The 15,416-nt window shown below is 58.1% G+C and carries 11 protein-coding genes; 6 read left to right on the forward strand and 5 right to left on the reverse strand.

The features are described 5' to 3' along the window. Positions 1 to 256: 256 nt before the first annotated feature. The 3 genes from ACEYDX_RS06020 to lpxB all read right to left on the reverse strand — a co-directional run bounded on the left by ACEYDX_RS06020 (position 257) and on the right by lpxB (position 4,355). Positions 257 to 1,660 carry a tetratricopeptide repeat protein gene (locus tag ACEYDX_RS06020; protein ID WP_373741123.1) on the reverse strand — a complete coding sequence of 468 codons (1,404 nt, stop codon included), beginning with the start codon at positions 1,658 to 1,660 and terminating at the stop codon, positions 257 to 259. Between the two features lie 539 nt (positions 1,661 to 2,199). Further along, positions 2,200 to 2,790 (reverse strand): ribonuclease HII, encoded by a 591-nt coding sequence (gene rnhB, locus ACEYDX_RS06025; protein ID WP_373741124.1) that lies wholly within the window; start codon positions 2,788 to 2,790, stop codon positions 2,200 to 2,202. A 404-nt stretch (positions 2,791 to 3,194) separates the two neighbouring features. Further along, positions 3,195 to 4,355: a lipid-A-disaccharide synthase gene (gene lpxB, locus ACEYDX_RS06030; RefSeq protein WP_373741125.1), complete on the reverse strand. Its 1,161-nt coding sequence runs from the start codon at positions 4,353 to 4,355 to the stop codon at positions 3,195 to 3,197. Between the two features lie 300 nt (positions 4,356 to 4,655). Here lpxB and metE point away from each other — a divergent pair, with 300 nt between their 5' ends. Next, complete coding sequence (gene metE, locus ACEYDX_RS06035) at positions 4,656 to 6,929, forward strand: 5-methyltetrahydropteroyltriglutamate--homocysteine S-methyltransferase (protein ID WP_373741126.1); 2,274 nt, start codon at positions 4,656 to 4,658, stop codon at positions 6,927 to 6,929. An 852-nt stretch (positions 6,930 to 7,781) separates the two neighbouring features. On the opposite strand, the gene prmC is transcribed toward metE, so the two are convergent. Then, positions 7,782 to 8,597 carry a peptide chain release factor N(5)-glutamine methyltransferase gene (gene prmC / locus ACEYDX_RS06040; RefSeq protein WP_373741133.1) on the reverse strand — a complete coding sequence of 272 codons (816 nt, stop codon included), beginning with the start codon at positions 8,595 to 8,597 and terminating at the stop codon, positions 7,782 to 7,784. A gap of 584 nt (positions 8,598 to 9,181) precedes the next feature. Further along, positions 9,182 to 9,796, reverse strand: a complete 615-nt coding sequence (locus ACEYDX_RS06045; protein ID WP_373741127.1) for a hypothetical protein — start codon at positions 9,794 to 9,796, stop codon at positions 9,182 to 9,184. A gap of 465 nt (positions 9,797 to 10,261) precedes the next feature. Here ACEYDX_RS06045 and ACEYDX_RS06050 point away from each other — a divergent pair, with 465 nt between their 5' ends. The 5 genes from ACEYDX_RS06050 to ACEYDX_RS06070 all read left to right on the forward strand — a co-directional run. Next, positions 10,262 to 11,569, forward strand: coding sequence for a nucleotide sugar dehydrogenase (locus tag ACEYDX_RS06050; protein ID WP_373741128.1), 1,308 nt, complete (start codon positions 10,262 to 10,264; stop codon positions 11,567 to 11,569). Between the two features lie 319 nt (positions 11,570 to 11,888). Beyond that, positions 11,889 to 12,941 carry a Gfo/Idh/MocA family protein gene (locus ACEYDX_RS06055; RefSeq protein ID WP_373741129.1) on the forward strand — a complete coding sequence of 351 codons (1,053 nt, stop codon included), beginning with the start codon at positions 11,889 to 11,891 and terminating at the stop codon, positions 12,939 to 12,941. Between the two features lie 15 nt (positions 12,942 to 12,956). Beyond that, positions 12,957 to 13,997, forward strand: coding sequence for an FAD-dependent oxidoreductase (locus tag ACEYDX_RS06060; RefSeq protein WP_373741130.1), 1,041 nt, complete (start codon positions 12,957 to 12,959; stop codon positions 13,995 to 13,997). Further along, positions 13,994 to 14,575 carry an acyltransferase gene (locus tag ACEYDX_RS06065; protein WP_373741131.1) on the forward strand — a complete coding sequence of 194 codons (582 nt, stop codon included), beginning with the start codon at positions 13,994 to 13,996 and terminating at the stop codon, positions 14,573 to 14,575. Before ACEYDX_RS06060 ends, ACEYDX_RS06065 begins: the two co-directional genes overlap by 4 nt. Before the next feature lie 32 nt (positions 14,576 to 14,607). Then, the coding region (locus ACEYDX_RS06070) for a DegT/DnrJ/EryC1/StrS family aminotransferase (protein ID WP_373741132.1) at positions 14,608 to 15,416 on the forward strand (809 nt) is incomplete at its 3' end.

Raw genomic sequence — 15,416 nt, forward strand, 5'->3', positions numbered from 1 at the left:
ACGGTTACGCCGCTTGGGGCGGCTAACCGTACCTACGTTTCTGAAAACGGTAATACAGATACAGCCGACCGTTCAACCAGTGTAACCGTGCAAACAGGGCATGCGAACGGAAATTCTTGCCGTGCAAATTCAAAGGCCGTCTGAAAAACAATTCATGCTTTTCAGACGGCCTTCATCATTGTGCTTAGTTGATTGGCTGCCAAATGTACGGTTACGCCGCTTGGGGCGGCTAACCGTACCTACGTTGCCAACCGTTTCACGTTTCGGCTTCTGCCCGCCATTCGGCCAGTAGGCGGCGGGCGGTTGCTTGGTCGGGGTAGCCGTTGTCCAATGCGGCTTCGAGCAGGCGGCAGGCTTGGGCGGTGCTGCGGGGCAGGCCTTGGCCGAAATAGTACTGGCAGGCGAGACTGTATTGGGCGGCGGGATCGCCTTGTTCGGCGGCCAGCTCGAACCAGTAGGCGGCTTGGCCGTAGTCGGTTTCAACGCCCTGCCCGCGGTAATATATGTTGCCCAGTGCGCTCATGGCTTGGCGGTGTTGGAATTCGGCGGCTTCGAGATAGAGTTTGCGGGCAAGGGCGAAATCTTGTGCGCGGCCGATGCCTTTGGCGGCGGCTTCGGCGGCTTGGAAGGCGCGTTCGGTTTGCTGGCGCAGCAGGGCGGCGGTTTTGGTTTGGTCGTATTCCTGCTGTTCTTGGTTGAGCACGGCGCCGCTGATGAGTTTCTGGTAGGCGGCGATGTTGCCCAGTTCGGCGGCTTCACGGTAGTAGGCGCGGGCGGCTTCTTCGTCGGCTTTTACGCCCAGGCCGTAACGGTAGATGTCGCCCATCAGCCGCAGGCCTTCGGGATGGTGGTTTTCGGCGGCGGCGCGGGCGTGGCGGCGCGCTTTGTTGGGATTGCGTTCGGTGAGCGTGCCGGTCAGGTAGAGGTGGGCGAGTGCGGCGCGGGCGTTGTCGTCGTGTTCGGCGGCGGCACGGTACCACCTGACTGCGGCGGGATTCTCCTGTTCTTGGAACAACGCGGCCAATTCGGTTTGCGCAGGCACGATGCCCGCTTCGGCGGCAACGGTCAGGTGTTCGACCGCCGATGCCGTGTTTTGCGCCACGCCCTGCCCGTAAAGATACAGACGGCCCAACTGCCAATGTGCCAGCGGCAAACCCTGTGCGGCGGCTTTGAGATACAGCGCAAGCATGATGCCGTAATCGGGTTCGGCGGCATTCTGTTCGTGTTGCGCCAGATAATATTGGGCGAGCGGATGTTCCTGCTTGGCCGCTTCTGCCGCCCAATGCACGGCGCGCGGGTCTTGGGCGGTGGCGTAGTATTCGAACAGCCGCAGCTGGGCGGGCAGTATGCCGTTTTCGGCCAAACGGGTGTAGCCGTCGATTTGCGAAACGAAACTTTCGCCCTCGGCCTCGCAGATTTGCAGCAGATTGTAGGCGGCGTATCCGTGGCCGCCGTCGGCTGCCCGTTGCAGCCATCGGCGGACGGCTCGGATGTCGGGCTGCTCCTCCTCCGACAGACAGGCGGCAAGCTGAAATGCCGCTTCGGGATGGCCGGCTTCGGCCGCTTCGTACAGCAGCGGCACGGCGGCCGCGGTATCGGGCGGGTTCTGCTCCAGCAAGCCGCAGGCTTGGCGGTACAAGGTTTCGGCGTGGGTTTCCATGATGTTTTTGGTGTGCGTGTCGGAACGGAAAAACCGAAATTATACTGAAGCGTCCTGTTTTGCGTGAACGGCCTGCCAAACGTCGGCGGATTGCGATAAAAGGCCGTCTGAACAAGGTTTCAGACGGCCTTTCGGATTACGGCACGGGTTTGAACCGTTTTTTAAAACAGGCTGTGCGTGAAGATTGCACGGATGCCATACCGATACGGCGGATTGCTCCGGCTTCCGCCATTCCCGTGCAGGCGGGAATCCATATCCAAAATACAAAATATTTATATTAAACAATCATTTGTATATAAAAGCCGGATTCCCGCCTGCGCAAAAACAACGGAAAACCAAGTATCCACGCAATATCCGCCCCCAGCCTGAACATCCCCACGGCAACACTCTGCAAACCATGCCTGCTCAGGCGGAAACCCGTTTTTCAGACGGCGGTATTGGTGCAAACGGCATTGTCTGCCCGTTACGGTCCCGATTTGCGGCATAACGGACGGCACGATTCAAACCGCACTTCGCCGCGCCATCCGTCGGCTACCGCCTTATCCGAACAGTTTCCCCTGAGCCAAAAGCGTTCTCACGGGCGTAAAACCGCGTCGGTGTTCGGGCAGCACGCCGTACCGCGACAGAGCTTCCAGATGCGCCGCCGTGCCGTAGCCCTTGTGTTTGTCGAAACCGTATTGCGGATAACGCTGCGCCAGCGCATACATTTCCGCATCGCGCGCGGTTTTGGCCAGCACCGACGCGGCTGAAATTTCGATGATTTTGCTGTCGCCCTTTACCACCGCTTCCGCTTCAACACCCAAATCCGGCGGCACGCGGTTGCCGTCGACCAGCACTTTTTGCGGCCGGACAGCCAAACCCTGCACCGCCCGCGCCATCGCCAGCATGGTTGCGTGCAGGATGTTCAGACGGCCTATTTCTTCCACCGACGCGCTGGCCACGCACCAAGCCACGGCCTGCGCTTTGATTTTCACCGCCAGCTCGTCCCGCTTTTTCTCGCTGAGTTTTTTGGAATCGGTCAGCCCGTCCAACTCGTAATCGGACGGCAGAATCACGGCGGCGGCAAACACGCTGCCGACCAGCGGCCCGCGGCCTGCTTCGTCGACACCTGCGGTAAGGGCTTGGAGCATGGGCTGTTCCTTGAAAATAACGAATGGGGTTGAACCGGCCGCGCCGTCTGAAAATATTTTCAGACGGCCTTCGCTTCGATACGGCAACGGCAAATCTTACATACGGCACGGTAACGGCAATCAGTATTTTGGAAAACTAACCGGCTGTGTCGGCACGGTATGCCGATTGGGGACGGCAGCATTCACAACCGTCATGCCCGCGCAGGCGGGAATCCAAACCTGCCATGACAAACAAGCGGTTTATTCAGACAGATTCTGAAATTCCGCCTTCCGGATTCCCGCCTGCGCGGGAATGACGAAACAACAACTATCAACACAATCCAAACACAGCCTTTGCAAACCAACCGGCTTCCGAAATCCGTGCGGCCAAGCCGTCTTCGGCTGCTGCACCCGAAAGCTGTTTTTCAGACGGCCTTCGCTTCTTTCAACACCGCCGCCGCTGCCAGCTCTGCGGTATCTTTTTTCAGCATTTCGTGCAACGCGTAAAAATCGCGTTCCAATGCGGCGGTTTTGTCGGGGCTGTCGTACCAGTCGGCAATGGCGGCGGCGAGTTTCTCAGGGGTGGCATCGTGCTGCAACAGTTCGGGCACGGCTTCTTTGTTCAACAGAATATTCGGCAGGCCGACGTGCGGCACTTTGATTTTGCGCTTCACATAAGCGTAGGTGAGCGCGGAAATTTTGTAACTGATGACCATCGGCCGCTTGCACAGCGCCACTTCCAGCGTGGCCGTACCGCTGGTGACCAGCACCACGTCGGCGGCGGTACAGGCGAGGCCGGACTGTTTGTCGAGCAGCTTCACCGGCAGCACGGCAAATTCGGGCTTGGCCAGATATTCGCGGATGCGCCGGCCGCTGGCTTCGGTGGCAACGGGCAGCACGAACTGCGCCTGCGGATAACGCTGTTTCAGCAACAAGGCCGTCTGAAAAAAAACGGGACACATATAGTCGATTTCGCTCACGCGGCTGCCGGGCATAATCGCGAACACGGGAATTTCAGACGGCATATCGAGCTGTAAACGCGCCGCCGCACGGTCGGCAACCAGCGGCATGGTCTGCGCCATCGGATGCCCGACAAACTCCGCCTGTCCGCCCGCATCGATGTACAGCTGCGCTTCCATCGGAAACAGGCACAGCACCTTGTTGACCTGATGCACGATTTTGTTCACGCGTTCGCGCCGCCAAGCCCACACCGACGGGCTGACGTAATGCACGGTGGGAATCCCCGCCGCTTTGAGCTTCTCCGCCACGCCCAAGTTGAAATCGGGCGCGTCGATGCCGACGAACACGTCGGGCCGGATGCGGATTAAATCGTTGACGATGCCTTTGCGGATTTTCAGGATTTCGGGCAGGCGTTTGACGACTTCGACAAAGCCGCGCACGGCCAGTTTTTCCTGTTCGTACAGGCTCTCGAAGCCTTCGGCAATCATGCGCGCGCCGCCGATGCCGACGAAGCGGGCGTTCGGACAGCGCTGTTTCAACGCGTGGATAAGGTGTGCGCCGAGCAGGTCGCCGGATGCTTCGCCGACGCAGACGGCGATGGTTAACGGTTTGGCTGTTTGGTTCATGATTCGGGCCGTAACAGATGATTCGGATGGTCGGGATTGTACCGAAGAGAAGGCCGTCTGAAAAAACTTTTCAGACGGCCTTGTCCGGCCGCGAACAGGTTTGCACGGAAAATCCGTACCGTTTTCCGGCCGGTTCCGCCGTAAGCCGCCGCCTGCGGGATGCCGTCTGAAACCCATTAAAATTTTTCATACAGCCATGCGGATTTGTCGTTTGCACTTGCCGCCGAAAACGTGCATGATACGCCCGTACCCGTTTATCTGCCGCTGATGCGGGCAATCTTTTTTCCGGAGACCAACAATATGAATACCTTTCACCTTTCAGGCTATCCGCGCATCGGTGCGAAGCGCGAGCTGAAATTTGCCGTCGAAGCCTTCTGGAAAGGCGCGAAAACCGAGGCCGAAGTTGAGGCCGCCGCCGCCGAAATCCGCCGTCTGAACTGGGCCGCGCAAAAAGCCGCCGGTGCCGATTTCGTACCTGCGGGCGATTTTTCGTTTTACGACCATGTACTTGACCTGCTGTGCACTTTGGGCGCGATTCCGAAACGCTTCGGCTTCGACGCGGCCAAACTGACGCTGCCCGAATACTTCCAACTGGCGCGCGGCAACGCCACCCAGTTTGCCATGGAAATGACCAAGTGGTTCGACACCAACTACCACTACATCGTGCCCGAATGGCACGCCGACACCGAATTTTCGGTCAACGCCGCCAACCTGACCGCCCAAATCAAAGAAGCGCAGGCGCAGGGCCACAATGTGAAACCGACTTTGGTCGGCCCGCTGACCCTGCTGTGGCTGGGCAAAGACAAAGAAGCGTTCGACCGCCTGAGCCTGCTGCCGAAACTGCTGGCCGCCTACGCACAGCTCCTGCGCGAACTGGCCGCCGCCGGCGTGGAATACGTTCAGATTGACGAACCCGTTTTGGCGGTGGATGCCGACAAAGCCTATTACGATGCTTTCCCGAACGTTTACAAAGAGTTGGCCGCCACCGGCATAAAAATCGTCATCGGCACCTACTTCGCTTCCGTGGCCGAACACGTCGAGCTGCTGAAAAACCTGCCCGTGGCCGGCGTACACATCGACTGCGTGCGCGCACCCGAGCAACTGGCCGTGTTTGCAGACGCATGGCCGTCTGAAAAAATCCTGTCCGTCGGCCTGATTGACGGCCGCAACGTATGGCGCGCCAACCTGAGCAAAGTGATCGACACGCTGAAACCCGTTGCCGACAAACTGGGCGGCAACCTGTGGATTGCGCCTTCCTGCTCGCTGCTGCACAGCCCGCAGGATCTGGCGGTTGAAGAAAAACTCGACCCCGAAATCAAAAACTGGATGGCGTTTGCCGCACAGAAACTGGTGGAACTGGGCACGGTGAAACAAGCCTTGGCCAACGGCAAAGACAGCGTGAAAGAAGCCATCGCCGCTTCCGACGCCGCCGCCGCCGACCGCGCCACCAACAAGAAAATCCACAACGAAGCCGTGCAAAAACGCGTGGCGGATTTGCCCAAAGGCGCCGACCAGCGCAAATCACCGTTTGCCGAGCGCATCAAAGCGCAGCAGGCTTGGATGAACCTGCCCGTGCTGCCGACCACCACCATCGGCTCCTTCCCGCAAACCACCGAAATCCGCCAAGCGCGCGCCGCCTTCAAAAAAGGCGAACTCTCCGCCGCCGATTACGATGCCGCGATGAAAAAAGAAATCGCCTACTGCGTGGAAGTTCAGGAAAAACTGGAGCTGGACGTGCCGGTGCACGGCGAAGCCGAGCGCAACGACATGGTCGAATACTTCGGCGAGCAACTGGCCGGCTACTGCTTCAGCCAGTTCGGCTGGGTACAGAGCTACGGCAGCCGCTGCGTGAAGCCGCCGATCATTTTCGGCGACGTTTCCCGTCCGAGTCCGATGACCGTTTACTGGTCTTCCTACGCGCAAACGCTGACCAAACGCCCGATGAAAGGCATGCTCACCGGCCCCGTCACCATGTTCAAATGGTCGTTCGTGCGCGACGACATCCCCTTGAGCGTGGTCGCCAAGCAAATCGCTCTCGCCCTGAACGACGAAGTGCTGGACTTGGAAAAAGCCGGCATCAAAGTCATCCAGATTGACGAGCCCGCCATCCGCGAAGCCATGCCGCTGAAAAAAGCGCAATGGGACGAATACCTGGCCTGGGCCTGCGAATCCTTCCGCCTCTCCAGCACCGGCGCGGAAGACAGCACCCAAATCCACACCCACATGTGCTACTCCGAGTTCAACGACATCCTGCCCGCCATCGCCAGCATGGACGCCGACGTCATCACCATCGAAACCTCGCGTTCCGACATGGACTTGCTGACCGCGTTCGGCGACTTCAAATACCCGAACGACATCGGCCCGGGCGTGTACGACATCCACAGCCCGCGCGTCCCCACCGAAGCCGAAGTGGAACACCTGCTGCGCAAAGCGATGGACGTTGTGCCGGTAGAACGCTTGTGGGTCAACCCCGACTGCGGCCTGAAAACCCGCGGCTGGGAAGAAACCGTGAAACAGCTTGAAGTGATGATGGCAGTGACCAAAAAACTGCGTGCTGAGCTGGCTGCGAAATAATCAGGCAAACGCCTGAAACCGCAAAGGCCGTCTGAAAACAGGTTTTCTGTTTTCAGACGGCCTTTTTCTCTGCCAACCCAACACGGCATTCAAGCAAACCGTCGCTGCCAAGCTGCTGGATTAGCCGTTTTGCCTGCGCACCCCACCCTTTTCACGAAACCCACGGAAATACAGAACACCTTGGTTACCCGAGCAAGGCTGCGCTTGAACGGAACATCAGTTCGCACAAAATCAATTACTCAAACCCGTCATTCCCGCGCAGGCGGAAATTCATGGAGACATTCACAACCTGATGAATAAAAACCGTATTTCTCAAATTCAAAACCGGATTCCCTCCTGAGTGGGAATGATGTGGTCAGTATGTCCGACGTACCATCCGGATACTGCCTAAAACAAGCGGCAGAAGCCGGACGCAGACTCATATCCACACGGCAAGGGCATCTACAAGGGCATCTATGAAAACAGCCTGCCCTGCTGCGCTTTACCACTCAAAGGCCGTCTGAAAATATCCGTTATACAGTCAGCCGAACGCACCCTGTTCAACCAATCCTGACGTGTCAGGGGTCAAATATTCAGACACAAATCAGGCCGTCTGAAAACGCCATTGGATACGGTTGCGCCGCTTGGAGCGGAACCACCCATCCGCCTGAATTGTTCACAGAAACTTCACCGCCCCAACGCGGTTTGCCGTCCAAACAACGCGACCGCACATCCGCAAACAGACAGGCCGTCTGAAAATATCCGTGCACGGTCAGCCGAACGAACCCAACCTTGCCGTGTCAGGGTTCGAATATTCAGATACAAATCAGGCCGTCTGAAATTTCAGACGGCCTGTCTGTTTGCCGTAAGCACCTACGGCTTACGCCCCAGCGTTACCCTGTCCAACCCCGCCAAATCGGGCAGGGTTTCTATCTGCACAAAACCGTTCCGCCGCAAAATGCCGCGGACGGCCGCACCTTGGTCGAAGCCGTGTTCCAACAGCAGCCAACCGCCCGTTTTCAAATATGCCGGCGCACCGTCGGCCAACGCACGGATGCAGGTCAGGCCGTCTGAAAAATCGGTCAACGCCCCCTGCGGCTCGAAACGCAAATCGCCCTGCGTCAGGTGCGCGTCGCCCGCTTCGATATAGGGCGGGTTGGAGACGATGATGTCGTAACTGTTTTGTTCAGACGGCCTGTCGGTATCGAACCACGAGCCTCGGGCAAATTCGACGGCTGCACCCAAATCCTGCGCGTTTCGGCGGGCAACGGCCAATGCGTCGGCGCTGATGTCGCTGGCGCGCACGGATGCATCGGGGCGTTCGAGTGCGGCGGTAACGGCGACGATGCCGCTGCCCGTTCCCAAATCCCACAGTTTTCCGCCCTGCGGCAACCGCGCCAATGCGGCTTCGACAAGGTGTTCGGTTTCGGGGCGCGGAATCAGAACGGCCGGGCCGACGGCAAACGACCGCCCGTAAAACTCGCGCACGCCGAGAATATAGGCCACGGGTTCGCCGTTCAGACGGCGTTCCGTAAACGACTCAAGCGCGGTGCAGACCTCATCGGGCAAGGATTCGCCGTCGCGGGTAATGAGCTGGGCGCGGGTATAGCCCGTTGCGTGTTGCAGCAGCAAACGCGCTTCGTTTTTCGGCAGCGGGCAGGTTTGCAGCCATTGGGACAAGGTAGGCATTTCAGACGGCCTTTGCTGTGGCGGGGCTGCCATTAAACCGCATGCGCCTGCAAACGGCAACCCGATTCGGGCGGCGGATGACACGTCATGCAGGTCGTCTGAAAAAACACGGCAAACCGTAACCGCGACCATGTTCGGAAGGGATAACGCTCAACCGTTGCCCCATTATGCCCACATAGACAGAACCCGCAGCGACAGTCTGTCATCACGCCCCCATAATCCTACTCGGCTGTGTTTGGATAATGCGTTGATGACCGATAACGCCATTCCCGCGCGGAACGGAAATCCGGTCTTAAGTTCAGAAAACATCGTTTATTCACACACTTATGAATATTAACGCTGGATTCCCGCCTGAGCGGGAACGACGGCAAATGCAATCAACGCTATATCCAGACGCAGCCTTTTCCAATCCGGCAGGCAAGCTGTCCATGCGGCAACACGGAAGGCGGGAACAGGCAGAATATGTATCCGCATGATTTACCCCGTTCCGGAACAGGCAGACCGGCCAAGGTTGTGCCGTGCCGAAACACACAAAGGCCGTCTGAAAAACTTTCAGACGGCCTTTGCAAACAGGTTCAACAGAATCAGCGTTTCATCTCGCCTTCAATCGCACGGATATTGGCCTGACGGTCGCGCACGGTCTGCTCCAAACGCTGGATTTTCGCCGCGTCGCTGCCTTTGCGCTTGGCTGCGCTCAACTGAGCTTTGGCACGCACGAGCGCGGTTTTCTCGTTTTTGACTTCGTTGTTCAGAATCTGCGCGCGGGTAAGCTGAACTTTGGGCTTGACCGGCGGAGCGGGGATGGTGGGCGCGGGAACGATTTTGGCGCGGCGGTTCGCTTCGGCCGCTTTTGCCTTGGCCGATTTGCCGCCGTTGCGCAGGCGCACATCGAGTTTGGGATTGGCCGCTTCCGCGGAATTGGTTACGCTGCTGCCACCCTTCTGCGGCAGCACGGTAACATCGCCGCCGCTCTCGGCCAACTCGCCCGGTTTCTGTTTTAAATCAGGCTCGACGGGTTGGACGTTGTCGACTTTTTCGGCAGGCGCGGAACCCGAACCGTCCATTTGCGACAGGAAGCATTCGGGCCCCAGTTTCCGGTCGGAAAAAGTGCCGTTGCAGATATAGACGGCGGCCTGCGCGGAAACGGCGGTGCCGCTCAGCAGCAATGCGGCCAACAGGCGGTATAAAGCGGTTTTCATCTTGTCTTCGGTGTGGCGTGGGATAGAAGTCGGCTATTATACTATGCCGTCTGTAAATTGCGTTTAATTTAAATTGTCGGACGTACCCGTATGTTGGCAATACCGACGGCATTTCGGAAAATCCGGCGCAATCATTGTAATTTCATGCAGTTAATCTATGTAAAAATCATACAGCACATGTTTTACAAACCCGCAGCCCCGAAACACCAACTGCATAAAAGCCATAAAAAATTCATTATGTTATTTTTCAGACGGCCTGTACATTTTTTCACACACCGTACAGGCAGATTCTTCCGCACGGCCGGCCGCAAAACTTTTTTCCGGCAAAACCATCCAATAAAGCGATCCACTCCTGTTTGCCGGGCATAAAACTACTAACCTGACTATTTATCCCCGCAATAACAGCTTGCGCGGGCATATGTTTTCCCTTTTCTTTCCCCTTCCCTTCATGTTTGAGAAATCCTTATGAAAAACATCACCATTCAAAAATTCGCCGACAAATCAGCCAAAATCGGCATCGTCGGTTTGGGTTACGTCGGCCTGCCGCTGATGCTGCGTTACGTCGACATCGGCTATCAGGTTTTGGGCTTCGACATCGACGAAGAAAAAGTGCGCAAACTCAACAACGGCGAAAGCTATATCGAGCATATCCCGTCCGATAAAATCGCGGCGGCGAAAAACAGCCTGTTTGAAGCCACCACCGATTTTTCGCGCATCGGCGAAGTGGAAGCCGTGATTCTGTGCGTGCCCACCCCGCTCAATAAATACCGCGAGCCGGACATGAGCTTCGTTATCGACACCACCGATGCCGTGAAGCCTTATCTGCGTGCCGGCCAAGTGTTGTCGCTCGAATCCACCACCTACCCCGGCACCACCGAAGAAGAACTGCTGCCGCGCGTGCAGGAAGGCGGCCTGAAAGTCGGCGAAAACATCTTCCTGGTGTACTCGCCCGAACGCGAAGACCCGGGCAATCCCAATTTCGAAACCCGCACCATTCCGAAAGTCATCGGCGGCCACACGCCCGCGTGTCTGGAAGTCGGCATCGCGCTTTACCAACCCGCCATCGATAAAGTGGTGCCCGTGAGCAGCACCAAAGCGGCCGAACTGACCAAGCTCTTGGAAAACATCCACCGCGCGGTGAACATCGGTTTGGTAAACGAGATGAAAATCGTGGCCGACAAAATGGGCGTGGACATCCACGAAGTCATCGACGCGGCGGCCACCAAGCCGTTCGGTTTCGTCGCCTACTACCCCGGCCCCGGCTTGGGCGGCCACTGCATCCCCATCGACCCGTTCTACCTAACCTGGAAAGCGCGCGAATACGGCGTGAACACCCGCTTCATCGAGCTGGCGGGCGAAGTGAACTCGGCCATGCCCGACTATGTGGTCAACAAAACCGTGCTCGCGCTCAACGACCACAACCGCGCCATCAAAGGCAGCAACGTGCTGGTATTGGGCATCGCCTATAAGAAAAACGTGGACGATATGCGCGAAAGCCCGTCGGTACACATCATGGAACGCCTGCGCGACTTGGGCGCAAACGTTGCCTACTCCGACCCGCACGTTCCCGTGTTCCCGAAAATGCGCGAACACAAATTCGACCTGAAAAGCGAGCCGTTTACCGCCGACAACCTGGCCAAATTCGACTGCGTGGTGCTGGCAACCGACCACGACAAATTCGACTACGGCCTGCTGAAACAGCACGCCAAGCTGGTGATCGATTCGCGCGGCAAATTCCGCGGCGAAGACGCGGCGAACATCGTGAAAGCGTAAAGGCCGTCTGAAAAAGCGCAGGACGCACGGCAGACAGGCCGTCTGAAAACGGCGGCTCAGCCCGTCCTGCGGACAACCGTTATTTGTTTTATCAAACCCGCCGCAATCGCCGGCCGAAACGGAAAACCCCTGCGGCATTGCCGGAACACCCGTGCAACGCGGTTCCCGACCGAACCACCGGTTTCCGCCCGCATGCCCGAAGCTGTCAACGCGGGAAAAACGGTTCTAAAACCTACCCTTTCAGAACATATACCGTTTTTCAAACGGCCTGTTCCTGCAACACGAAGGCCGTCTGAAAAACCCATCCAGAGACTCTCTCATGTACGAAACCATCCAAAACCGCAAAATCAAATTCGCACTTGCCGGCTGCGGCCGCATTTCCAACAACCACTTCGGTTCGTTCGAAACCCTGAAAGACGAATGCGAGGTCGTTGCCGTGTGCGACACCAACCCCGAAAACCTGCAAAAAGCCGTAGAGCGCACCGGCGCCAAAGGCTACGCTTCCTACACCGAAATGCTGGCAAACACCGACGCCGACATCATCGTGCTCACCACACCCTCGGGCCAACACCCCGATCAGGCCGTTGAGGCCGTTGAAGCCGGCTTCCACGTGGTTACCGAAAAGCCGATGGCCACCCGCCTGCACGACGGCGAGCGCATGGTGAAAGCGGCCGACAAAGCAGGCAAACGCCTGTTTGTGGTGAAACAAAACCGCCTCAACGCCACCCTGCAAATGCTCAAACGCGCCGTAGAAGAAAAACGCTTCGGCAAAATCTGCATGGTGCACCTCAACGTGTTTTGGACGCGCCCGCAGGAATATTACGACCAAGGCGGCGGCTGGCGCGGCACGTGGGAATTCGACGGCGGCGCATTCATGAACCAAGCCAGCCACTATGTTGACCTGATGGAATGGCTGATCGGCCCGGTGGAAGACGTGCAGGCGATGATTTCCACCCACCGCGACATCGAAACCGAAGACACCGGCGTGGTCAACATCCGCTGGCGCAACGGCGCACTCGGCTCGATGGCCGTTACCATGTGCACCTACCCGAAAAACCTCGAAGGCTCGATTACCATTTTGGGCGAAACCGGCACCGTGCGCATCGGCGGCGTGGCGGTTAACGAAATCCAAGAATGGAACTTCGCCGACACGCGCGACTACGACGAGCAGGTAAAAACCGCCAACTACGAAACCACTTCGGTTTACGGCTTCGGCCACCCGCTCTACTACAAAAACGTTATCGACGTGATGCGCGGCCAAGCCGAGCCGATTACCGACGGACGCGAAGGTTTGAAATCGCTGGAACTCTTGATTGCGGCTTATCTTGCCGCCCGCGACAACAAAACCGTGTCGCTTCCGCTGGTTTACTGATAAGGCCGTCTGAATATGAAAATCGCCGTAGCAGGCGCAGGCATCATAGGCGCGTGCACCGCTTGGGCGGCGGCCAAACAAGGCCACGCCGTTACGCTGTTCGAGCAGGACACCGTGATGGCGCACACCAGCCAATCGTCGTCCAAACTGCTGCACGGCGGCCTGCGCTACCTTGAAACCGGCCAGTTTGCGCTGGTGAAAAAAGCCCTGCTGGCGCGCCGTTTCTGGCTGGAACACGCACCCGGACTGTGCCGCCGGCTGGAATTGCTGTTCCCCATCTATGCGGGGCGCGGCCGCCCCAAATGGCAGATCAGCATCGGCACCAAGCTCTACGACTTTCTGGCCGCCGGCAGCGGCTTCCCGCGCAGCTCGTGGCTCGACAAAGCCGAAACGCTCGAGCGCTGCCCCACTCTGCTTTCAGACGGCCTCAAAGGCGCATTCTCGTTCTACGACGCACAAATGGACGATTTCGCACTGGGCCGCTGGGTGGTGGAACAATGCCGCAGTTTGGGCGTAAACGTGGAAGAGCGGCATAAAATCGAAACCCTGGCCGAACTTGACGGTTTCGAGCGCATCGCCAACGCCACCGGCCCGTGGGCAATGGCGCTGCGCCGGCAACAGGGCGGAGAGCCAGCCTACACCATCGACTGGGTGCGCGGCAGCCACATCTTTATCGACCGCGAACAAAAACAGGCGCTGATGCTGCCGATTCCGCAAGAAAAACGGATTTTCTTCGTGCTGCCCTACCAAGGCAAAACCCTGATCGGCACCACCGAAATCCGCCAAAACCACCCCGAAGCGGAAAGGCCGTCTGAAACCGAAACCGATTACCTTTTGGCCGCCTACAACGCTTACCACAGCGAAAAACTCACGGCGGCGGATGTGAGCGGCAGCTTTTCGGGCGTGCGCCCCCTGCTCAAAAGCGCCGCCAACCCGAGCGACGCCACCCGCGAATGGGCGTTCGAGCGCGTGGACAACGTGCTGCACATCTACGGCGGCAAATGGACGACGGCGCAGCTTCAGGGCGAAGCGGCCTTACAGGAGTTATTAAAATGACCGACTACACCGTACACCCCAGCGCCATCGTTGACGAAGGCGCGAAAATCGGCGCCGGCAGCCGCATCTGGCATTTCGTACACATCTGCGGCGGCGCCGAAATCGGCGAAAACTGCTCGTTCGGGCAAAACGTGTTTGTGGGCAACCGCGTGAAAATCGGCGACAACTGCAAGATCCAAAACAACGTTTCCGTTTACGACAACGTTTACCTCGAAGAAGGCGTGTTTTGCGGCCCCAGCATGGTGTTTACCAACGTGTATAACCCGCGCTCCTTAATCGAGCGCAAAAGCGAATACCGCGACACGCTGGTGAAAAAAGGCGCCACGCTGGGCGCCAACTGCACCATCGTTTGCGGCATCACCATCGGCCGTTTCGCCTTCGTGGGTGCGGGCGCAGTAGTAAACAAAGACGTGCCCGACTATGCCCTGATGGTCGGCGTGCCCGCCCGCCAGATCGGCTGGATGAGCGAATACGGCGAGCAGCTCGACCTGCCCGTGAGCGGCAGCGGCAGCGCCGTCTGCTCCCACACCGGCGCCGTTTATACGCTTTCAGACGGCCGCTTGAGCAAATCAGAATAATATCCAAATCAAATACGCGAAGGACAAACACCATGCAGTTTATCGATCTCGCCGCCCAACAGGCGCGCATCAAATCAGAAATCGACGCCAACATCCAAAAAGTGCTCGCCCACGGTGCCTATATTCTCGGCCCCGAAGTGGCCGAGCTTGAAGAACAGTTGAAAACCTACTGCGGCGCGAAATACTGCATCAGCGTGGCCAACGGCACCGATGCGCTGCAAATCGCGCTGATGGCCTTGGGCGTGGGTGCGGGCGACGAGGTTATCACGCCCGGTTTCACCTACATCGCCACCGCCGAAACCGTTGCCCTGCTCGGCGCAAAACCCGTTTACATCGATGTGGACGAAAAAACCTACAATATCGACCCCGCCAAACTCGAAGCGGCCATCACCGATAAAACCCGCGCGATTATCCCCGTTTCGCTTTACGGCCAATGCGCCGATTTCGATGCCATCAACGAAATCGCCCCCAAGCACAACCTGCCCGTGATTGAAGACGCCGCACAAAGTTTCGGCGCCACCTACAAAGGCCGCAAATCCTGCAACCTCACCACCATCGCCTGCACCAGCTTCTTCCCCAGCAAACCGCTGGGCTGCTACGGTGACGGCGGCGCGGTGTTTACCAACGACGAAGAGCTGGCAACCGTTATCCGCCAAATTGCCCGCCACGGCCAAGACCGCCGCTACCACCATATCCGCGTGGGCGTAAACAGCCGCCTCGACACCTTGCAGGCCGCCATTCTGCTGCCCAAACTGGCGATACTCGAAGAAGAAATGCAGCTGCGCGGGCAAGTGGCCGGAATGTATGCCGAAGCCCTTGCCGAAGCCGGCATCGCCGCGCC

Source organism: Neisseria sp. (assembly GCF_041804105.1).
Taxonomy (GTDB): domain Bacteria; phylum Pseudomonadota; class Gammaproteobacteria; order Burkholderiales; family Neisseriaceae; genus Neisseria.